At 58.5% G+C, this 19,679-nt stretch carries 24 protein-coding genes and 1 tRNA gene; 19 read left to right on the top strand and 6 right to left on the bottom strand.

All coding sequences use genetic code 11. From position 1 onward, the window contains the following. Nucleotides 1-10: 10 nt before the first annotated feature. Nucleotides 11-1,204, bottom strand: coding sequence for a site-specific integrase (locus tag AC1DOG_RS07255; RefSeq protein WP_477927224.1), 1,194 nt, complete (start codon nucleotides 1,202-1,204; stop codon nucleotides 11-13). A 314-nt stretch (nucleotides 1,205-1,518) separates the two neighbouring features. Between AC1DOG_RS07255 and AC1DOG_RS07250 the strand changes: the two genes are divergently transcribed. The 5 genes from AC1DOG_RS07250 to AC1DOG_RS07230 all read left to right on the top strand — a co-directional run bounded on the left by AC1DOG_RS07250 (nucleotide 1,519) and on the right by AC1DOG_RS07230 (nucleotide 3,974). Beyond that, nucleotides 1,519-1,731 carry a helix-turn-helix domain-containing protein gene (locus AC1DOG_RS07250; RefSeq protein ID WP_477927223.1) on the top strand — a complete coding sequence of 71 codons (213 nt, stop codon included), beginning with the start codon at nucleotides 1,519-1,521 and terminating at the stop codon, nucleotides 1,729-1,731. Further along, a complete protein-coding gene (locus AC1DOG_RS07245) occupies nucleotides 1,728-1,931 on the top strand; it encodes a hypothetical protein (RefSeq protein WP_477927222.1) in 204 nt (67 codons plus the stop codon). Before AC1DOG_RS07250 ends, AC1DOG_RS07245 begins: the two co-directional genes overlap by 4 nt. Nucleotides 1,932-2,009: 78 nt before the next feature. Further along, entirely contained in the window at nucleotides 2,010-2,267 is a 258-nt protein-coding gene (locus tag AC1DOG_RS07240; RefSeq protein ID WP_477927221.1) for a hypothetical protein, read from the top strand. Continuing rightward, the gene (locus AC1DOG_RS07235; protein WP_477927220.1) at nucleotides 2,242-3,573 is read left to right on the top strand and encodes an AAA family ATPase; all 1,332 of its coding nucleotides are present in this window, start codon (nucleotides 2,242-2,244) and stop codon (nucleotides 3,571-3,573) included. The genes AC1DOG_RS07240 and AC1DOG_RS07235 overlap by 26 nt, the downstream gene beginning before the upstream one ends. A 200-nt stretch (nucleotides 3,574-3,773) precedes the next feature. Next, nucleotides 3,774-3,974: a hypothetical protein gene (locus AC1DOG_RS07230; RefSeq protein ID WP_477927219.1), complete on the top strand. Its 201-nt coding sequence runs from the start codon at nucleotides 3,774-3,776 to the stop codon at nucleotides 3,972-3,974. Between the two features lie 545 nt (nucleotides 3,975-4,519). On the opposite strand, the gene AC1DOG_RS07225 is transcribed toward AC1DOG_RS07230, so the two are convergent. Next, nucleotides 4,520-4,717: a hypothetical protein gene (locus AC1DOG_RS07225; protein ID WP_477927218.1), complete on the bottom strand. Its 198-nt coding sequence runs from the start codon at nucleotides 4,715-4,717 to the stop codon at nucleotides 4,520-4,522. 973 nt (nucleotides 4,718-5,690) lie between these two features. Here AC1DOG_RS07225 and AC1DOG_RS07220 point away from each other — a divergent pair. From AC1DOG_RS07220 to AC1DOG_RS07195, 6 genes are all read left to right on the top strand, one after another. Beyond that, the gene (locus tag AC1DOG_RS07220) at nucleotides 5,691-6,656 is read left to right on the top strand and encodes a hypothetical protein (protein ID WP_477927217.1); all 966 of its coding nucleotides are present in this window, start codon (nucleotides 5,691-5,693) and stop codon (nucleotides 6,654-6,656) included. A 300-nt stretch (nucleotides 6,657-6,956) separates the two neighbouring features. Beyond that, the gene (locus AC1DOG_RS07215; RefSeq protein ID WP_477927216.1) at nucleotides 6,957-7,475 is read left to right on the top strand and encodes a hypothetical protein; all 519 of its coding nucleotides are present in this window, start codon (nucleotides 6,957-6,959) and stop codon (nucleotides 7,473-7,475) included. Next, complete coding sequence (locus AC1DOG_RS07210; RefSeq protein WP_477927215.1) at nucleotides 7,472-7,762, top strand: hypothetical protein; 291 nt, start codon at nucleotides 7,472-7,474, stop codon at nucleotides 7,760-7,762. Before AC1DOG_RS07215 ends, AC1DOG_RS07210 begins: the two co-directional genes overlap by 4 nt. 2 nt (nucleotides 7,763-7,764) lie before the next feature. Continuing rightward, nucleotides 7,765-8,862 (top strand): phage major capsid protein, encoded by a 1,098-nt coding sequence (locus AC1DOG_RS07205; protein WP_477927214.1) that lies wholly within the window; start codon nucleotides 7,765-7,767, stop codon nucleotides 8,860-8,862. A gap of 141 nt (nucleotides 8,863-9,003) precedes the next feature. Then, nucleotides 9,004-9,237 carry a cold-shock protein gene (locus tag AC1DOG_RS07200; RefSeq protein WP_477927213.1) on the top strand — a complete coding sequence of 78 codons (234 nt, stop codon included), beginning with the start codon at nucleotides 9,004-9,006 and terminating at the stop codon, nucleotides 9,235-9,237. A gap of 109 nt (nucleotides 9,238-9,346) precedes the next feature. Then, nucleotides 9,347-9,700, top strand: coding sequence for a P27 family phage terminase small subunit (locus AC1DOG_RS07195; RefSeq protein ID WP_477927212.1), 354 nt, complete (start codon nucleotides 9,347-9,349; stop codon nucleotides 9,698-9,700). Nucleotides 9,701-10,230: 530 nt separating this feature from the next. On the opposite strand, the gene AC1DOG_RS07190 is transcribed toward AC1DOG_RS07195, so the two are convergent. Next, complete coding sequence (locus tag AC1DOG_RS07190) at nucleotides 10,231-11,004, bottom strand: hypothetical protein (protein WP_477927211.1); 774 nt, start codon at nucleotides 11,002-11,004, stop codon at nucleotides 10,231-10,233. 69 nt (nucleotides 11,005-11,073) lie between these two features. Between AC1DOG_RS07190 and AC1DOG_RS07185 the strand changes: the two genes are divergently transcribed. From AC1DOG_RS07185 to AC1DOG_RS07170, 4 genes are read left to right on the top strand one after another with little or no spacing between them, the layout of a single operon-like run. After that, complete coding sequence (locus AC1DOG_RS07185) at nucleotides 11,074-11,463, top strand: hypothetical protein (protein ID WP_477927210.1); 390 nt, start codon at nucleotides 11,074-11,076, stop codon at nucleotides 11,461-11,463. After that, nucleotides 11,456-11,905 carry an HK97-gp10 family putative phage morphogenesis protein gene (locus AC1DOG_RS07180; RefSeq protein ID WP_477927209.1) on the top strand — a complete coding sequence of 150 codons (450 nt, stop codon included), beginning with the start codon at nucleotides 11,456-11,458 and terminating at the stop codon, nucleotides 11,903-11,905. Before AC1DOG_RS07185 ends, AC1DOG_RS07180 begins: the two co-directional genes overlap by 8 nt. Further along, the gene (locus AC1DOG_RS07175) at nucleotides 11,906-13,741 is read left to right on the top strand and encodes a hypothetical protein (protein WP_477927208.1); all 1,836 of its coding nucleotides are present in this window, start codon (nucleotides 11,906-11,908) and stop codon (nucleotides 13,739-13,741) included. Beyond that, the gene (locus AC1DOG_RS07170; protein ID WP_477927207.1) at nucleotides 13,738-14,331 is read left to right on the top strand and encodes a hypothetical protein; all 594 of its coding nucleotides are present in this window, start codon (nucleotides 13,738-13,740) and stop codon (nucleotides 14,329-14,331) included. Before AC1DOG_RS07175 ends, AC1DOG_RS07170 begins: the two co-directional genes overlap by 4 nt. Before the next feature lie 247 nt (nucleotides 14,332-14,578). On the opposite strand, the gene AC1DOG_RS07165 is transcribed toward AC1DOG_RS07170, so the two are convergent. After that, nucleotides 14,579-14,755, bottom strand: a complete 177-nt coding sequence (locus AC1DOG_RS07165) for a hypothetical protein (RefSeq protein ID WP_477927206.1) — start codon at nucleotides 14,753-14,755, stop codon at nucleotides 14,579-14,581. A gap of 116 nt (nucleotides 14,756-14,871) precedes the next feature. Here AC1DOG_RS07165 and AC1DOG_RS07160 point away from each other — a divergent pair, with 116 nt between their 5' ends. Continuing rightward, on the top strand, nucleotides 14,872-15,129 hold the full coding sequence (locus tag AC1DOG_RS07160) for a hypothetical protein (RefSeq protein ID WP_477927205.1): 258 nt from the start codon (nucleotides 14,872-14,874) through the stop codon (nucleotides 15,127-15,129). 699 nt (nucleotides 15,130-15,828) lie between these two features. Here AC1DOG_RS07160 and AC1DOG_RS07155 read toward each other — a convergent pair. Together AC1DOG_RS07155 and AC1DOG_RS07150 are read right to left on the bottom strand one after the other, a co-directional pair. Then, a complete protein-coding gene (locus AC1DOG_RS07155; protein WP_477927204.1) occupies nucleotides 15,829-16,365 on the bottom strand; it encodes a hypothetical protein in 537 nt (178 codons plus the stop codon). Nucleotides 16,366-16,574: 209 nt separating this feature from the next. After that, nucleotides 16,575-16,648 (bottom strand) — tRNA-Gln (locus AC1DOG_RS07150). A gap of 259 nt (nucleotides 16,649-16,907) precedes the next feature. Here AC1DOG_RS07150 and AC1DOG_RS07145 point away from each other — a divergent pair. From AC1DOG_RS07145 to AC1DOG_RS07135, 3 genes are read left to right on the top strand one after another with little or no spacing between them, the layout of a single operon-like run. After that, entirely contained in the window at nucleotides 16,908-18,470 is a 1,563-nt protein-coding gene (locus tag AC1DOG_RS07145) for a Ppx/GppA phosphatase family protein (RefSeq protein WP_477927203.1), read from the top strand. 23 nt (nucleotides 18,471-18,493) lie between these two features. Further along, a complete protein-coding gene (locus tag AC1DOG_RS07140) occupies nucleotides 18,494-19,213 on the top strand; it encodes an RlmE family RNA methyltransferase (protein ID WP_113199297.1) in 720 nt (239 codons plus the stop codon). 60 nt (nucleotides 19,214-19,273) lie between these two features. Beyond that, entirely contained in the window at nucleotides 19,274-19,669 is a 396-nt protein-coding gene (locus AC1DOG_RS07135; RefSeq protein WP_113199298.1) for a VOC family protein, read from the top strand. Nucleotides 19,670-19,679: the final 10 nt, after the last annotated feature.

The raw sequence follows: 19,679 nt of genomic DNA, 5'->3' as shown, positions 1-19,679 counted from the left end.
CTTGTCGCAGTCACCCGAGAAGTGCCGCTGCGGCAGCATCCATCGTGTCGCCAGTACCAGCCTTTTCAAATAGGTGCGAATAGGTGTCTAGCGTGACCTGAATAGAGCTGTGTCCCATGCGCTCCTGGACGACTTTCGCTGAAAGACCGAGCCCTCCGTCGGCAGGGGAGTTGATGCACCAAGAAGCATAGAAGTGGCGGAGCGCGTGCAGGCCCGTGTACTTGGCCTCCTCGATTGGCTTGCCATCCCTATCGAGCTTCCCGCTCGGCTTGGTAAGTCCGGCGCTGATCTGGAACGGCTGGTACCAGCGGGTGACGACGTTATTGTGTTCTTCGACGGTGCCTATACCGGTCGGGAAGACGAGATCGAGATCAGGATTACCCTTAGGGTATTCCTTTTTCCACTCCTTCAAAGTCGCCACCAGATGGCCGACGAGCGGTATCTTCCGGCGGCCAGCTTTCGTCTTGGGCGGGCCCATGGCCTTCCATATGTTTGCACGCTGATTGACGGTCAAGAATCCCTTAGGCAGATCGATGTCCGACCACCGAAGGCCGCGGAGCTCGCTAGCCCGCATGCCCGTAAAGATCGCCGTCATCCAGAATGCCCGCACCTTGCCGGTGAGGGTGGGCATGATCCGCTTGATCTCTTCTGGGGTGAAAAGATCGACCCCGACAACAACTGGCTCCTCGTGGCGAGCCGCCGACCGTGCGCGAGCCTTGCCGCGACCCATATCCTTGACCGGATTGCGCACCACTAGTCCGCGCTCCTGGGCATCGGATAGAAGGGCACCCAAGCTCACTCGGACAGCGCGCTGCATGGCCGGCGAGCGGCCATTGTCTCGCAGGTCGTCGAGGAACTGTCGAACCTTGGGGACGGTCATCTCGTTGAGACGTGTGGATCCGATCAGCGGCTTAATGTGAAGCCTCAGGTGCTGCTCATACTGGTTGGTGGTCGATCGCTCGAGTCCAGCCCCCACGCACGCCTGATGCCAAAGGTCTCCAGCCTCCGCAACGGTGACCGTATCGCGGTCGGCGACGTGGACCTTGCCCTTCACCTCGATCCGAGTGCCAGCGTCGAAGTCCTTTGCGTCCTTCTTCTTGGCGAAGGTCTTGATGTGGCGCTTCCCGTTTTGGTCGAAGTAATCGACCACCCAGGCGGTTTTATCGACGCCGCCCGACGTCCATTTTCGTTCTCGTATAGACATCTGTTTTCTCCTACAAAAATGCATATATGTGAACAACGGAGTTTATGCAACAAGAAGCGTAATGAGTGGCAATATCTTGACAAATTTGTTACTCGCGTCTATAGGTATGAACGTCGAGATTGTGGTGGTTTCGACATCAGCGGGGTGGTGCCCGCATTGAGGTACGGCTGGTTCACACCTTAAGCCCGCACCCATAGCAGCGGTTTTTCCGCGGACTTCAATCAGCCCGGCACTCGCCGGTACCGAACCTTCTCAAAATTCCATTCGATCAATCTAGCGCCCGGATTCCGTCCGCGCGAGCAAGAGGAGACACCATGAATTCCGCTAATGACAATATTGCCGACGACCTCTTGAAGGGTGCAGAAGCTATCGCCGCATTCCTCGGTGAGGATCAGCGCGCCGTGTTCTACCAGATCTCAAAGGGCAAAATTCCGCACTACCGCGTCGGATCAAATATCCGCGCTCGGAAGTCTGTGCTTCTCGAATGGATTGCTGGGCAGGAAGGCGCTGGGAGGGCTGCGGCATGAGCAGTATTATCCAATACTCTAGTGACATCGTCAGGACGTTTCGCGGAGCAGCGCACACGATTTTAGACCATGACTTGGATGCTCTCGACATGACAAAAGAGCAGCTGAAGGATGTGGCTGTCGCCTTCGAAAAGGTCGCCGCCATGGCGAACGCTAACAAGCGACACTTCGAAGCAATGTCACGATCGAGCTTTTATTAAATAAACTCAGAGCCACGCGATAGCAGCCTGCCGAGACCATCGGCGGGCTGCGCTTTTGTGCGCAGAAAGGAAGACAGCATGGAAGTGAAAAACCTGCGCCCGCCTTACAGGCCGCAGGATCTCGCGGAGTTCGATCTGCAGATCGGCCCGCACCTTCGGATTTTTAGTCTGGCCATTAGACGACTGCCCGACGGGCGTTATCGAATTCTGGCACCGAATGCTGCTGGGAAGCACTCGGCTTCGTTCCACCCGACGCTATGCGTCGAAATTGTTGAGGCCGTACTCGCGGCAATGGGAGGCTTTACAGCCAATGACAACACCCGCAGCGCAGCCTAGTTTTGAAGACGTCGCTGTCGACTTTCAGGACGCTCTAATTGAGGTGACCTTGGCTACGCCAGCCACGTCGGCTGAGCGGATTGCAAAGTTCGAGGAGGCCGCAAAGAAATTCAACGCTGCGATGCTTCGCAAGGCACCGAAGGCGGCGAACCTTACCGCAGCAAACGACAACCTACCGATCGCTGCGACAGCGTGGCGTCTTCCGGATCCAAAATCAATCCCGCCGCGCGAATGGCTCTACGGCCATCACTATATTCGAAAGTTCGTGTCCGTCACCGTGAGCCCTGGCGGCGTCGGTAAGACCTCTCTCGGAATGGGGGAGGCCCTCTGCATGGCGACTAGCCGTGAATTGTTCGGCATCAAGGTGCATGAGCGCGCGCGCGTCTGGCTATGGAACGGAGAAGACCCGCAGGAAGAACTGGATCGACGACTTGCCGCCGCTTGTCGTCACTACGGCATCGGCGCGGAAGAAGTGGACGGAATGCTGTTTGTCGATAGCGGTCGCCGCATGCCCCTAATCACAGCCACACAGACAAAAGACGGCGCTCGGATCGCCGTGCCTGTCGTCGACCGTTTGTGTGAGGAAATCATCAGAAACGGCATCGACGTGATGATTGTCGACCCGTTTGTCTCCTCTCATGCCATCAGCGAAAACGACAACATGGCTATGGACGCCGTCGTCAAGCAGGCGTGGGCCACGATTGCCGATCGGACAAACTGCTCGATTGATCTCGTGCACCACGCCAAAAAGATGGGCGGGCAGGAAGTCACGGCAGAGAGCGCACGCGGCGGCGTTGCCCTCATTGGCGCTGCCCGCGCCGCGCGCGTTCTTAACCCGATGACCTCAGAAGAGGCCAACACCACCAACGTCGAAAACAAACGCCTGCATTTCAGGGAGACAGACGCAAAGTCAAACCTGGCACCTCCGTCCGACAAATCGACCTGGTACAAGATGGCGAGCCACGACCTGGGTAACGCAACGAATGATCGTCCGGCTGACAATGTTGGCGTTGCAACACTCTGGAAATGGCCGAGCGCTACCGAGGGGCTGAAGGTGTCCGACTTGCTGGCCGTGCAGAAAATCGTCAACGCCGGAAGCTACAAGGACTCGGTTCAGGCTGGCAACTGGGTCGGAAATGCAGTGGCTGAAGCGCTCGAGATCGATGTCGTGGCGGATCAAGCGCGGATCAAAGAGCTACTTAAGGTCTGGAAGAGATCAGGCGCACTCAAAGTAGAGCAGAAGGACGACGAAAACCGCAAGAAGCGGCCGTTTGTTGTCGTCGGAGAGTGGGCAATCAACGACTGATTTCGCGCCACTTGCTCCACCTTTGCGCCACCTTGCTCCACCTTGAAATCACAAGGTGGCAAGTCATTGAAAACGTTGCGTTTGCTCCACTGCGCCACTTGCTCCACCCCCTTATATAAGGGTGGAGCAGGTGGAGGTGGTGCAACGGGCGCGAAGTGGAGCAGACTTTCGTTACCCCAATCAACCCGAGGAGACTACCAATGGAACCATCAGTGATCCCACTTTCAGAACAGATCAAGGCTCGTCACCCCGATACCGGCCGGCCAGTCACGGTCGTCGGCGTCGACATGTCTTCTGTCTTCGGACCGAAGCTCGTCATCATCCACCGCGGCCCGAACGGCATCTTTGCCGAACTGGTCGACCATGCCGACGAGCAAGTACCAGGGAATCGTGAAGCATGACCAACGTCGAATTATTCCCCGATCGCGCTCTGCGCGGTCGCCGGCTCACCTGGTGGGAATTCTACCGGCTGCGGCCAGATCGGCGGCCGATGGCTGCGAATGATAACGCGCCTAAGGCCGCAACTCCCGAAACTGTATTCGATGGCGCCTGAGGAAGTCGGCAAGATTTTCAAACGTGCTTTCTGCATGAACCGCTGTTTGGACACGCAGTCTCAGATCCGGATTATCGTTCACGGTTTTCAGGACATCTACCAACAATAGCTCGACGATTTTTCCGGTCCTTGCGGTCGCTGCGCCGTCTAGGACGATTGCTGAAGCGAGTTCCAGCTCATTCAACAGATCGAGAAATCTGTGCTCATACGCCTCCACATCGCCGGAGCGGGCCGCGAGCCCAATTTGCTCCAATGTGCTTCTAATACTCGCGCATATCACCATCACAGTTGAGGCCGACGTATAAGATCCGTCGCGCCTCATCTGTATGACCACAAAGCCAATCCCGCATATTGAAGCGAGATTGGCGAATAAACTGATTGTTTCGCTTAAAGTCACTTCTTGGCTGGTGCAGTCGGGGTGCTACTTGGCTGAGGGGCTAACGTCGAAATCGGTTGCGACACGGGCACTGAGAGCTGAGCAGTCAAGTGCTGTGTAGTGAGCCCCTTCTCAACCAAGGTGCCGAGGTTTTTAGTCAAATGCGCCGTGGAAAGGGAGTCGCCCACGAACACAAAGTTCTTTTCGTCGCTCATACGTTTTTCCTTGATGACAGAGAAAAAACGGCGGGAGGTTTCCCGCCCGCCGCTGTTTACTTACTTCTTGGTGTCACCGTAGCCAGGCTTTGGCACGCGTTCAACCGTAGTGGTCTTAGGGTGCTTAATGGCTTCCTTAACCGGGATGAACTGGCCGGTGCCGGAATCACGTCCGCGAGGCGTAGTCTTGCTAGTCATAGTGCGTAGTCCCTCTGGCCTTGCCAAATCAGCTAGTGGGCGCTATCTACGGAGTTGTCCAGACTACCGCTTCGGCGCACGGCTTGCTTCGCGGCAAGCCAGGCAACCGCGGCAAACACACAAAAGCACGTCGATCCAATCGACGTGCTTTTTTAATGCCCGAATGACCGAGTCATTGCAAGTAATTAATGAAACTTTAACGGGGGAATTTTGATTTATTCCCGCTTATACCCCAATAGTTAACAGTGTCAACGCAAAACGTTAACGAATGGTTAATTTCTGGGGATGATTGCATTACACCCCTTGAACTTTCAACCTTGAATTACCACCGGCTCAATGCCCCGCAAACAGCGCCACCGCTGCAACGGCATAGGATACGGCAATCATCATGTAGGCGATCTGCAGAAGGGTCATCGGTCGTCCTCTGTTGTTCGAAAGGCGACCTCCCACATACTCGGATCACATAGCCGTTTCACGGAAACATTTTGCAAAAAAGTTTCCTTGACCCGCTTCCTGAAAGTGTCGCGGTCATTCAATTAGCTGACCTTTTCCTGTCCCTCCACGGGAAAACTATCTGCATTTTCCCGTTGCGGGACACGCTATTTTGTGAACGCGCCCTTGACGCTTTCTTCTCTTTTTCACTTAAGGCCATGGCGCCGACTTGGGATTTCCGGCGCGAAACCTTAAATATCAAAGCCAGCCTCATCGGCGCGGCAAATAGCCCGCCGCTGACATTCGAGCGGCAAGACTTCCTCTTTCGAAAAGGCTGCTCCCTTTGTCGAAGACAATCACGCTTGCAAAAACTCCGCTCAAACACATCCCAGCCAACGATAATGCGATCGACATCAAAGATGTGCCGATTGCCGACCGCGCACACTGGCTCGGCGAGATAGAGCGTGGATCCGGATATCGAACCGTTGAATCGCATCCTTATCGCAGCCGTGTGAAATACGGCCGCGACGCATCGGGAAAATGGGACTTCGAGACCCCACTACCTGTCCAAGCAAGGCAGATGCCGCGGTCGTCGGGCATTGCCTGGCTCGACGCTGAGCTGTTCGCTACCGGCGAAATAGACGGACCCGAAAGCGCGCGCATCACACTTGCCCGGAAAGCCGCACATGCTCACCGCGAGGAGATGCCGCAACGCTACCGCCTTGCTGTCCGTGCAAACATTGGGGCGAAGGATGCCAGCCGAGAACTGCTCGAGCAGGCCAAACCGCTGCTTGCATCAAAAGAGGAGCGAAAATGGGCCGGAGAAGGGATGCCGATAGAAGCTGAGTTTCGCACTGGGCGTATCGGCGAAAAACTCCGCGGTACGGCTTCCGACTTCGCTGATGTGTATGAGACCGCCAATACGGAAAGCTCTGCCATAAGCGATCGTCGGATCGACGCACGGTCGGCCGCATCATTCTTGCGCTACCGGCTCATGCACCTGTGGCGGCCAATTGTTGACGCATTGGTCTTCGGAAAGACGATGGCGGCGATCGGTCGGGAGTATGGTGGCAACAAAGAGGACTCGGCGAAGCTTGGTAGGCAGAAGGTCGTCGACGGACTGTTGATCGCGCATGAATGCTTTGCCGATCTGCGCGACATGAAAGCGCGAGAGCGGAAAGCTGAGAGCGAAGATGCGCATATGGACAGTCCGCATGTCACGACGCTTGGTAGGAAATCAGGAGGTCTTCCTATCTCTTTCCACAAGGCGGCAAATGACAACCGCAAGGCAATCCGCAGCGTAGCGTAGCAGGGGTGGGGGTCGCTCAGCCCGAATGTGATATAATGGTTTCATGAATTCGATTGGCGGCCTCCGGGCCGCCTTTTGTTTTTGACGGCAGGGCCATCGGTCGATGCCATCGGATCCGACGACAACGGGCAGGTTGTCGTCGGCTTCAATTTGCCGGAGTCGCGGATGTACCGACACGGCAAACACCATCCCGCGTCCCCATGGCGCGGTTGATCGGCAGAGCGCGCAGCACGGGCACCCAAGCTGCGCGCCGCTGATTTTTTCACCCGACCATCGCAACTTTAGAAATCAGGAGGCGTCGTGCGTCGTTACGAAATCGTCCACATATTCGCCCGCCGCCTCAACGCAAAAGTTGGGCGCGTGCAGGCGGTCCTCAGCAAACTACAGGAGGCCGGCACGGTCTCAAGCCCAGGCGATGCCAAGGGGCACCCAATCGACATGGCCGAGCCGGAGATCACCAGCTTCCTGATCGCCCTACTAGGCGAGCGAGGCATTTCTTCGGCAGCGGAGACTAATCGTACATTCGGCCCGCTCGAAGACGCAGATGGCCACCGCTTTGATGAGTTCATGTCGGCGGTTCTTTTTGGACCGCCCGTAGCAATCCGCCACCTCATGGTTCGCCAAGCGCCTGCAGGTGTCTCTGTCACCGTCGACGGCAGGCACCTTCTGTTCGGCGAGCCCCCATCACTAGCAAACGCATCGCCCGCCCGGATCATTTCCGGAGAAGCCCTTGCTGCCATTGCAGCCGAGCTACGCGGGATGACACCCGAGCAAGCAGATGCTGCCGCTGCACTAAACCAACTCATGAGATCAGCATGACTGACATCGATACGCTCATCGAGCGCGCCGCCAAGGCGGCATCCGCAATCGACGACGACCCCGCGGCGCTCTCTACCCACGGCGCAGGCGCTAGGCAGCACGTTTGGGACTGCCATTACGCCGCTCCGGCGGAGCGCGCTCACTTAGCCGAGAAGCTAGCCGAGAGCTCATCGGAGTTCCGCGCAGCCGTGGCTGCGACAGAACATGTCCTCGCCGACGAACTGGCAGAAGACAACGCACGGCGCGCACGTGTCCGGGCGGAAAACCCCTCTTATTTCAAGGATTGAACATGACCAATCTTGCAGAATCCATCCGTGAAGTCGGTGACAAATTCACCGAAACCGCAGCCGACCTCAGCACACGCATCGGCGATCTCGAAAAGCGCATCGCTCGCATGCCAGAGGGTGACAACGACAACGTGGCTGCCGGCGAAAGCCTCGCAGCTTCGCTTGTCAACTCGCCTGCGTTCAAGAACCTGAACGGCGGCGCAAATCGTGGTCGAGCGTTCGTCGAAGCGGCTGCAATCACCACCGCAAACACGACGGTCGGCACGGGTCGCTCTCCGAGCACCTCGCTTGTACCGTCCATGCGTCTGCCAGGCATCGTCACCAAGCCCGACCGCGCGCTCACCGTGCGCGACCTGATTGCCCCCGGCCAGACCACGGCGGGCAGCATCGAGTACGTGCAGGAAACCGGTTACACCAACAATGCGGCGCCCGTGGCGGAAACGACCGCCAAGCCGTATTCGGATCTTACGTTCGACTTGAAGTCGGCACCAGTCCGGACGATCGCGCATCTCTTCAAGATCTCCAAGCAGATGCTCGATGACGCGCCTGGCCTCATCAGCTACCTTGATCTTCGTGGCACCATCGGCCTGCAGATCAAGGAGGAGAACCAGCTCCTCTTCGGCTCCGGTACGGGCCAGAATATCGCGGGACTTGTTCCTCAGGCTACTGCTTTCGACAACGCGCTGCGCAAGGCAGGTGACACACGGATCGATACCATCCGGCACGCCATCCTGCAGGTTCGTCGAGCCGAATACCGGGCGACCGGCATCGTGCTTCATCCCGACGACCTGGAGGCGCTCGACCTGACGAAGGACGAAGAGGGCCGCTACATCATCAGCGATCCAGTCAACGGTGGCCCTGAACGTGTATGGCGCCTCGACATCGTTGACACTACAGCGATGCCTGCCGGCCAGTTCCTTGTCGGTGCACTCGCTACCGCTGCCCAGGTCTTCGACCGACAGCAGGTCACCTTCGAGATCTCGACCGAGAACACCGACGACTTCGAGAAGAACATGGCAACGGCTCGTATCGAAAGCCGCTTGGCGCTTGCGGTCTACCGTCCGGAGAGCCTCGTCACCGGTACGTTCGTAGCAGCCTAATCCAATCCGGCGGGTAGTTGAGACGGCCAGCTTCGGCCGCAGGCGCATGACAGCCCGCCACGCTCCTTACTGTCATGCGCCATGAGCATAGCCGCCCGTTGAGCCCCATCGGGCGGCTTCCCTATCTTTGGAGGATCCACGATGCCAGTAGGCAGAATTATTAAATGGAATGACGATCGCGGGTTTGGTTTTATTCGGGGCGATGATGCTTCGTCGCGCGGCGACGACTTCATTCATATCCGGTCCATGCCAGATCATGAGCCGCCCTATGTCGGCGATCGGTTTGAGTTCGAGCGGATCCAAGGCAACGACGGTCGCAGCAAGGCGGTCAACGTCCGTCGGGCTACCTCGTGGGAAGACGCTGCCCACCTCTGACGGGGACCGGGGGCCATCAAAAGTCCAAAGGCCACTCGAGCCCGGACCGGCGGGGTCCCACTCTGCACACGGCGCATGCCCCGAATGAAATAAAAATCTGGAGGACGCCTTGGCTGCCAAGGGATCTGCGGCGCTCAAGGCGCCAAAACACCTAGAAATCAGCACCCAGAAATGGGTGAAATCGGTTCTTTCCGACTTCGAACTCGACGAACACCACCATAAATTGCTGGTCTTGGCGGCCGAGTCTTGGGATCGCGCAGTAGCAGCCCGAACCGTCATCGACGCCGAGGGGATGACCTACAACGACAGATTCGGCCAGCCAAAAGCCCGACCAGAGATCGCAATTGAGCGCGACAGCCGCATTAGCTTTGCCAGGCTTCTGCGTGAGCTTGCGCTTGATGGCGTGGACAGTCCAGAAGCGCCACGCGCGCCTCGCACGGCCGACTATGGGAACCGGCGCTGATGCCAGTCCGGAGACGCGCCAGCAAACGGCGGTCAACTGAAGGGCTCGACAACTGGTACTTCGTCTTTTGCAGCGGATTCGATTTCTTCGACGAACTAGCCGCCATCGGTGTCCAGGTTGACAGCTACGGACGGACGTCAATAGACGACGCTCGCGCCGCCTGGTTACGGCTGGGTGAAGCCTTCCTAGAGCAACCAGGCGCTGGCGAGGCCGATCCTTGGGCCCTAGCGGAATTCGGCGAACCATGGAGGCGTCGCTATGCCCGTTAGACGCCGTGAAAATCGCCGCATCGAGCGAGCCGAGTTTAAGGTTACGCCCGCCATTGCTTCCGCGTTCCGAGCCTACATTGCCGGTGCGCCGGTAAGCGGCGGCGGGTGGGCAGAACACTGGCGGCTACATGACCTGCTTGACCAAGCGGGCGCGCTATCTCTGCCTCTTATACCCCCTTGCTGCTGGCATCCAAGGCTAACCGTCAACTGGGCGGTGCTGCCTGATGCTGTGGCTATCTACAATCAGCTGGCCCGAAAACACTAGCTTAGCCATTGTGTCCGCCGCTCCTGGCTTAGGCGCTCAAACCCGCCCAGTCCCATGAGGTGAAATGCAAGATCGATTTTCCCCTGGTCAATGTTCGATTGGATATCTTCGTCAGTCCATCGCGCGTACCGGAAGAGAGCGCTGGCCCGTGCGTAGATTTCCGCCGCATCATAAACATACTGGTCAACCTCAATCAGATTAGGGCGATGGTGACCACTAAGGTAGTCCTCCCTCATCCCATTTATTCGGGATGCGTGCACCTGCACCGTCGAGACAAGCTTGGAGAACGCCTTCCGATCTTTGGCGTCGACAACTTCAATCATCTCTCTGATGACGGCCAATGCGCCATCGGGCAGTGGCGGATATTCAGGAATTACTGCTTCGAGAGAGAGGTCAAGGCCGTTGTATTTGAAGGTAAGGTCATACGTGATCCTCGCGCATTTCGTCGCGTAGTCGCACAGAGAACTCAGCGAAAGGGAGAGCATTGCCCTTGCGGCCGCATGTCTCGCATCTTTCTTGTCTTCTTCAATCCTATCAACTTGAGCCATTTGGCGACGGACTGCATCGATACTGAAATAGGCAGCGGTTACCGCCGCCAAGCCCGTCACCAGCGTAGTATCGACCCAGCCAAGCTGGCCGACCGCCGTTATGGCGTTGTTCACAACCATACCCGCCGGTCGCTCGTGAAGCGCCAACCACAGTTCGCGTCCAACTGCGAACAGCAGTAGACCGACGACAAATCCAACGAGACCGGCGACAAGCTTTTTCATCTGTAGATGGAAAGCCTGCTGCCCACCGCGCGTCCAGAGCGCAGCGCCTCTATCCCAAGGAAAAATTCAGTGCACAAATCAGTGACCGCCCAAATCGGCGGCAAATCCTACGTTTGCCAGATCCACCGCGAAGACCTGCGATTTTTCGAAGCTCTGCACGGATCGGCGTTGAACCTGTTCAAGATCATTTCGGCCGGTGGCTGGCGAGACGATGATATCCGCAAGGTGATTAAGTTTGCCACTGGCACCCGCCCGGCGGCAGATGATATCCCGCAGTTTTACGCCATGCGAAACACCATCGACGCAATTCGCCCCCCTAAGCCGACATTCCTCGACGAGGCGATCGTTGCGAAAGGTGTCGGCACGTACGCGCCGCTAGCGATGGCGATTCTCGCCGCCTGCCTGTTTGGCGCGACCGACGAAGAGGCGTCGTTCACCGACGATCCTGCCGATGGCTGACAACGGACTGGCGAGCCTACAGCGACGGCTCGCCGCCATTCCCAGGCAAATGAAGCGAGAGGTCCAACCCGCGCTGTTGAAGGGTGCCGAGGACATGGCAGCTGACATGAAGCGTCTCGCCCCCGAGGATGACGGTTGGCTAAAGGATAGCATCGTTGTCACACCGGCCGGCGAACGGACCCCAGCCCATAGCCAGCCTGGCGGATCGAAGGTCGTGCCGGAAAACGCTGTTGCGGTGACGGCAGGCGATACACTCGTGCGATACGCCCATCTCATTGAGTTCGGCACAGCACCCCACATCAACGCGGGTCAATTCCCTGGCACAAAACACCCCGGAAGTGCTGCGCAACCGTTCTTCTGGCCAGGCTACCGCCTGAACCGCAAGAAAGTGAAGTCGCGCATCAGCAGGGCTATTTCCAAAGCCGTGAAAGGCAAAAAATAGATGGCAGATCAAGAGAGGCTTGTCGTTCTCCTCGAGGCGCGCGTCAATGATTTCGAGAAGCGTATGGCGCGCGCCAGTGCGAGCGCGACGAAATCCTTCAAGCAGATCGAAAGCGGCGCGGTGTCAATGCGCGATCGGGTTGGAGCTGCAGCCTCGGCCGCCGGCGGTCTTCTCGGCAAGCTTGGCCTTGGCGGCATTGCAGCCGGAGGCATCACGGGGATCGTCGCCGGATTCCGCGAGCTGTCCGCTAGCGTTGCAGAAGTCGGTGACCGAGCTCGAATCGCCGGCGTGTCGGTGAAAGCGTTCCAGGAGCTGAAGTTTGCGGCTGACCAAGTGCGCATTCCAGTTGATGCCTTGCAGGACGGGCTCAAAGAACTATCGCTGCGGACCGACGAATTCGTCGCATCTAGCGGAAAGTCTGGTTCGGCTGCCGAATCGTTCAATCGCCTCGGCTATTCGGTCGGCGAGTTGAAGCAAAAAATCAAGGAACCTTCCGACCTGCTCGTCGAGCTGGTCGGACGCGTCCAGCAACTGGATCGGGCGGCGCAAACGCGTATCTTCGACGAGCTGTTCGGAGGGCAAGGCGGCGAGGAATTCGTCAAGTTTCTCACTGATGGCGAGGCCGGCTTACGCAAGAATATCAAAGCCGCCAACGATCTTGGCATCGTCATGGACGAGAAGCTCATCAAGAAGGCTGCGGAAGTCGATCGCCAGTTCAATCTCATTGCGACCACGGTGAGTGTAAACCTGAAGTCAGCAATCGTTGCTGCCGCAGATGCGATGGGCGAATTCACAAATCAATACGCTAAGTGGCGAGGTGCGGTAGACGCCGGCAACGCTGGCGCCGCCATGGGAGCGCTTGTAAACACAAAGCTGCCGATCGGCCCTAGGCAGCCACCCAGCAACACCACAACGCCCACAACCGGCCGCCTGCCGTCCGCTGCTGATATCCTTCGCGGCAAGTTGATCGAGCAGCGTCTGAACCAAGCGTTCGAGGATCAGGGCTCGAGTTACAAAGCAGCCGAGGGCAGTAAGGCGCGGGCAGCTGCGGTCGACCACGAGCGGCAAGCGGTCGTGGATCTCATTTCAGACCTTCAAGAAGAGCTGCGGCTGGTCGGTGCTTCGGACGAGCAGAAGCGCGCTTCGGCAGCTCTCCGAATGGCAGGTGCAAAGGCCACAGATGCTGAGCGCGCGCAGATTGTTTCGCTGACCGCAGCTATCGCGCAGGAAGAGGAAGCCAGGGAAAAGGCATCCCAACAGGCGGCTCTTTATCAGGATCTCACACGCGCCGGTCTGGACGATCTTTTTTCCGCGCTTGCGGATGGAGAGAACGTCTGGAAATCGCTTGGTGATGTGGCTGTCAACAGCTTGAAGCGTATCGGCGACAGCCTGATTGATGATGTGCTTGATAGCATCTTCAAGGTCAATGGCGCGACATCGGGTGGCGGCGGTTTCCTGTCCGGCCTCCTGGGCCTGTTCGGTGGCAACAAGGGGTTCGACCTTGGGGCCGGTTCGACGGCCTACACCGGATCTATTCCCGGCTTTGCAAAGGGCACAGATTTTGCGCCTGGCGGTCTCGCTATGGTGGGAGAAAAAGGTCCAGAGCTCGTCAACCTACCGCGTGGCTCGCAGGTCATTCCGAACATGCGGCTTCCCGCTCTAACTAAAGGCGGCGGGTCCAATGTGACCGTGCATTTCGCTCCGGTCATCGACGCCCGGGGAGCGGATGGCGCCGGGCTGGCACGCGTTGAGCAGCAGCTTGCTCGATTGAAGGCGGATATTCCTGGCACGGTGGTGTCTACCGTCAAAGATGCGCAAAAGCGGAGAAAGCTGTGACAGACATCAAGGAACTGTTGGCGTCGGGCCGCGTGCTCGACGTCTTCAACGTTCCCATTGGGACCGGTGGCGGCCGTGAAGTGTTCGGATCAGATATGTTCCCGAATCTTGTAGCCAAACGTCTGCATTGGCCAATCGCTGGCACGAATGCCAAGGAGTGGGATAACTGGCAAAAGGTCAATGCCCAGTCGGCGGGCCTCGTTCGGTGGTTCGCGCCCTGCATTGCATTTGATGCTGTCGCGGACATTTTGATAATGGGCAAAACCACTCCAATCCCGCGGAAGCGTTGGCCCATGTTCTTGCCGGCATGCTTTGATACCGACAAGCGCGAAAACTTCGGCATCTACAATGGCCATTTTGTTTGCCATGATTACGCTTCGGTGAGGCTTGAGACGCGTCCGTCTGCGCCTGGCGAGACTTTCGTCGACCCAAGCGCGCCCGTCGCGTTCGGTTGGCGCATGGCACCTTGGGGCGGCGGTGTCCGCGAAGGTGCGGATCCTAAGTGGCGGGAAACGTGGAGGTCTGATTTCTTTGATCAGTATTTTGACCACTACCATAAAAAGGTCGTGCCAAGATTTTCGGGCAGCTAGATCATCAGATCCGGCGCACCGGTGAGGCTATAAAGGAATGAGCGCAAAATTGCGCTCATTATTCCCGATGAAGGCGCTCTAGCCTGTCGACGATGGCAGCCGTGCCCAGCGTCAGAATGCCGAACCCAAAGAGAACTGCCCCGAAAGTCTGATGAATAATGGTGGGACCTAGAGCCACTACGCAGATCCCGAAAAAGATCTCAAATGCGCCTGCTATGTTCAGGAAAACATACATGGAATTCTCACCTTATCCATTGTATGCGCCCGTGCCGCTTTTCGGCAGCAAGCCTTTTTTCTCAAGGTCTTCGGCAATCAAGTTCTCAATATAAGACGCCACCGAACGGCGCTCGCTTTTTGCGGCGGCCTTTACAGCTTCATTCAATTCCGGCTCGACGCGGATGCCGATAGCGGCAGTCTTCGCCATGTCTGTCCCTCAGGTTCGTAATTTGCGAACATTTTACCGCAAAACGTTGTTGACCGCTATGAAATCATTCGATATACAAATGCTAACAAATGCACACGCAACGAGGAGCTACCGAAATGCCAGCCGCCCAGGTGCACATCGACAGAATTTCATTGCCGAGAAGTCTCGTCGGCAGACGAGAGATAAAGATCTACACCGCTACCTTCCGCTTCCATATCGGCGAGCTTGTCGCTTGGGGCGTCACACCGGCCATCATCCTTGAGCGCAGCCGCTCGGCAATGGGCCGCGAGATTTACAAGATTGTCACCTTCGACCGTGATCGGCCATTTCGCACCGTCCAAGGCAAATTGCTTTACAAGACACACACGAATTGAACCCCCCGCGGGGGAGAGCCGGTGCTTGATACACTGGCTCTGCCGGGCGGCGGTGGCGACTAGACGCCGTCGTCCGGTCCATCTTTCCTGCTGGCGTTGCCCTGCGCCAGCCAGCCCGCCGTGACGCCGCAAGCACGGCGGGCGCCCTATCGCCGAGCCCACCACAGAGCGCCCTCCGGTCTCACCATCCGGAGGGCATTTTTGTTTCGTGGCAGTTGGTAAGGAATCCTTACAAACTGAATTCGAGTATCCTCGTCGACTTGGACGAAATTTGTTAACTAATTCATGTGGTTGATGTCAGATGACAGCGACCCGTGGGAGCGACATGATCACCTTCTCAAAGACATTGACGCCTTGCTCCCCGAAATTCGGGAGCAAGCTATGTTCGTTGCAACTACATCAGAAATCGCCACGGGCTTCGGTATTCGTCAGTACCGTTCCTTTGACATGTGGGGTGGCCGGAGTTATCCTGAAATTCCGAATAACTTATTGTTTCCGAAAGACTTTAGGTGGCCGGTTGATATAGTGGGTCCGCGCAAAACTACGCACACCCAGTCCGTCTGTGCCAAGACGCTAATCCGGCCCGGATCGTACATGGAAGCCTTGCCGATCAGGCACTGTGTGCAGAAATTGCACCTACTGGCGCGCTCTCCGGATCGTACCTGAGGAACTACTTCCAAAACGGAAGCAGTTGCTACCTTACCTGACCAGAAATTCGTCAGGCCGCTTCACGTAGTCATCTGCCGTGCGCCACAGTGCCGCCACCAGGAGCGGAGTGCGCGGTGCAACGCGCTCATCATCTGTAGGGTACCTGATCGGATATTGACGCGGCTCCGCATGCAATCTGCCCAGCGCGCAAAGGTACTCCTCAAAGGTCGCAACTGGATCGGTTATCCGCGCGGCGTCCGGAAAGCGACCGCAGGTTAAGGCGTACTCGTGAGAAATTATGGAATTGTGCCGAGCCCCAAGCCGCAGGCGTTCGGCACCGGGTGTCGACCACATGTCGTTAATGCGGTGGCCGAAACCAATCACCTGAACCTTGGACATGCCGTTATGGAGAAGGCACCCTTTGAGCAGGAGCTCGACGCCGTGGCCCACCATGTGCAGCGTCGGCGTGAAGAGCATGCCACTCCTGCCGTCGGCCATCTTGTCGTCCAAGACGCCGGCGGCCTCCAAGAAGCACTTAGCGCGGCTGATGAAGCGGCCAGCATCTGTTTCCCAAAAATCATCGGCCAAGAATCGCCCCATACCGACAGATCAAGACATGCCGCCCATGTCGCAACCATGTCGCAGTAAATTGCCTAGTAGCCGTTTGTAATGATTGGTGAAATCCGCGCAACCCATTGAAATTGCTTTGTACCACGTCGCATTGCCTTGCAACACGGCTGCAACATGCAACTTCAGGCTACCCAGCTTCTAAGTGATTGTTTTCGCTTAAGAAAATTTGGCTGGGGAACCTGGACTCGAACCAAGATTAACGGAGTCAGAGTCCGTCGTTCTACCATTGAACTATTCCCCAGCAGTCGCTGCCGAAGCGTGCTTGGCTGCTGTGCGGCGCTTATAACCAAATCATCGCGGAATGCAAATAGCTGTTTGAAAAAAATTTGAGCGGTGCTGTGGAGTGTTGCAAAAGGCGGATTCTTGAGGGTTGGGAAAAAGAATTTGTCGTTTTGGCCGAGCGCTGGTATCTTCGCGCCAACGCAAAATCGAACGAGCGCCAGCAGCATACCTCCAGGAGTTCATCCTTCAGGACTTGCGCGGCGCGGTGGAAAAACAACGTGGAAGACCCCGAAGGCGGCTTTAAGTCGCAATCTGACGGGGCGTCGGCGGCAGCGCGCAAGGATGGCAAGAAGTCCAGGCGCCGCAAGGGCAAGCGTGGCGGGCAATCCCGCAATGCAGCTCAGGCCGCTTCGCATGCCCCCTCCGGCATCGCCGGCGAGGCAGCGCGCCCAATGGATGCACGTCCAACGGACATTGCGGCCGAGACATCGGCCCGCAAGCGTAAGCGCCGCCGTCGCGGTTCCGGTGCGTCGGGCGAGGGTGCTCCAAGACAGCAGCAACAGGGTGATCAGGTCGCGTCTGCCAATCGCGCGCTAGCGCATGATGGCGACGCGGCTTCGGGAAAGCGCGGGCGGCGAAAGCATCGCGGCAAGCGTGGCCTGCAGGGCCGGCCGCTGGCGCAGACAAAACCATCAGGCCATCAGCCCACGCAAGCGCCTGCGAATCAGCCGAATGTCGGCCGTGGTCCCGCGCAGGAAGCGCGTCGCGAAAACGACAATCGTGTCCAGCGTCATCATCAGGAGCGCGGCGAACGGCCGGCTTCCGCCCATCCCTGGCCGGATGAGCTCTACGCAGCGCTCGACCTCGGCACCAACAATTGCCGCCTGCTGATCGCGCAGCCGACCCGTCCGGGCCAGTTCCGCGTCGTCGATGCCTTCTCGCGCATCGTGCGTCTCGGCGAGGGGCTGGCTGCGAGCGGGCGTTTGTCCGACGATGCCATGGACCGCGCCGTCGATGCGCTGCGCGTCTGCGCCGGCAAGCTGAAGAACCGCGAGATCCGCCGCATGCGGCTGATCGCCACCGAAGCCTGCCGCCAGGCAAGCAATGGCGAGGAGTTCCTTCAGCGCGTCGTTGCTGAAACCGGGCTCGAACTTGAGATCATCGATCGCGAGACCGAGGCGCGGCTCGCCGTCTCCGGCTGCTCCTCACTGGTCGGGCGCGAGACGCGCTCCGTCGTGCTCTTCGATATCGGCGGCGGCTCGTCTGAGATCGCGGTCATCCGCATCGGCGACAGCCGCTTCAGCCGGCTCGCCAATCACATCACCCACTGGACCTCGCTGCCCGTCGGCGTCGTTACGCTCTCGGAGCGCCATGGCGGCCGCGATGTCACGCCCGATGTTTTCGAAGGCATGGTGCTTGAGGTCGAGGGCATGCTCTCCGGCTTCGATTGCCCTGTGATCGATGGCGACCTCGGCGATTTTCACCTGATCGGCACCTCGGGCACGGTCACCACGCTTGCCGGCGTCCATCTCGATCTGCCGCGCTACGATAGGCGCAAGGTCGATGGCATCTGGCTGTCGGATGATGAGGTCTCGGCCATGCAGGCCAAGCTTCTTTCGTGGGATTTCGCCAGCCGCGCCGCCAATCCCTGCATCGGGCCCGATCGCGCTGATCTGGTGCTGGCAGGCTGCGCTATTCTCGAGGCCATTCGCCGCCGTTGGCCGAGCCCGCGCATGCGCGTTGCCGATCGTGGCTTGAGGGAAGGCCTTCTCACCGACATGATGGCGGATGACGGCGTCTGGCGGCGCCATCGCCACCGCCGCGGCCAGCGCGGCAAGTAAGTGCGGCAAATAGGGGATCAGCTATGACCAAGCCAACCATTGCGGGCAACCGCACCGGCCGCAAGCTCGGCCAGCGCGTCAAGAACAAGAAGATGAAGGCGTCCTCGCGCCAGTGGCTGCAGCGCCATATCAACGATCCCTATGTGCAGCGCGCCCAGCTTGAGGGTTACCGCGCCCGCGCCGCCTTCAAGCTTTTGGAGATCGACGAGAAGCACGGCATCCTGAAGGGCGCGCGCCGCATCATCGATCTGGGTGCCGCACCGGGCAGCTGGTCGCAGATCGCCGCCAAGGTCACCGGCTCGACGGATGAGGACATCCGCGTCGCGGCCATCGACTTCCTGGAGATGGCGCAGCTCCCCGGCGTCAAGATCCTGCAGCTCGACTTCCTCGATCCGACGGCGCCCGACCAGCTGATGGAAGCCGTTGGCGGCACGCCCGATCTCGTCATCTCCGACATGGCGGCGCCGACCACGGGCCACCACAGAACGGACCATCTGCGCACCATGCATCTGTGCGAAGTGGCCGCGCATTTCGCGATCGAGGTTCTGGGCGAGGGCGGCCACTTCCTGGCCAAGACCTTCCAAGGCGGCACGGAAAAGGACCTGCTCAATCTGCTGAAGCAGAATTTCAAGCAGGTCGTCCACGTCAAGCCGGCCTCCTCGCGCGCCGAATCCGTCGAGATGTTCCTGCTCGCCAAGGGCTTCAAGGGACGCAAAGCTGCCGCCGACGAAACGGAGGCTTGATTTCGGGCGCATTCCGGGTGGAGTATGACACGCCCAAGACCGGAATGACCGCGGATATCAATGCTGCTTTACGTCACGCTCGGAACCAACGACATCGACCAGGCCCGGCATTTCTATGATGTCGTGCTCCCCGTGCTGGGCTACCGCCGCCAGCGCTATTCCGAAGAAGAAATCGGCTACGCCGCCGATGGCGATATCCGCTGCCGGCTGTGGATCGTCACCCCCTTCAATCGCCGCCGCGCATCGGATGGCAATGGCACGATGATTGCGCTCGCGGCCGAGACCAGGGCGGATGTCGATGCCTTCTATCGCGCCGCGATATCAGCCGGCGGCGTCAGCGAGGGCGAGCCGGGTCTGCGCCCCTTCCACGCCAATTTCTATGCGGCTTACGTGCGCGATCCCGATGGCAACAAGCTGAGCGCCGTCTGCGAGGCGCCCGAGCCGGCCGCCGAGTAAAGACGGCTGC

It is taken from the genome of Rhizobium sp. 01N48 (assembly GCF_056399145.1).
The sequence above is the reverse complement of the archived record's forward strand: the minus strand, read 5'-3'. Positions and strand labels throughout refer to the sequence as shown.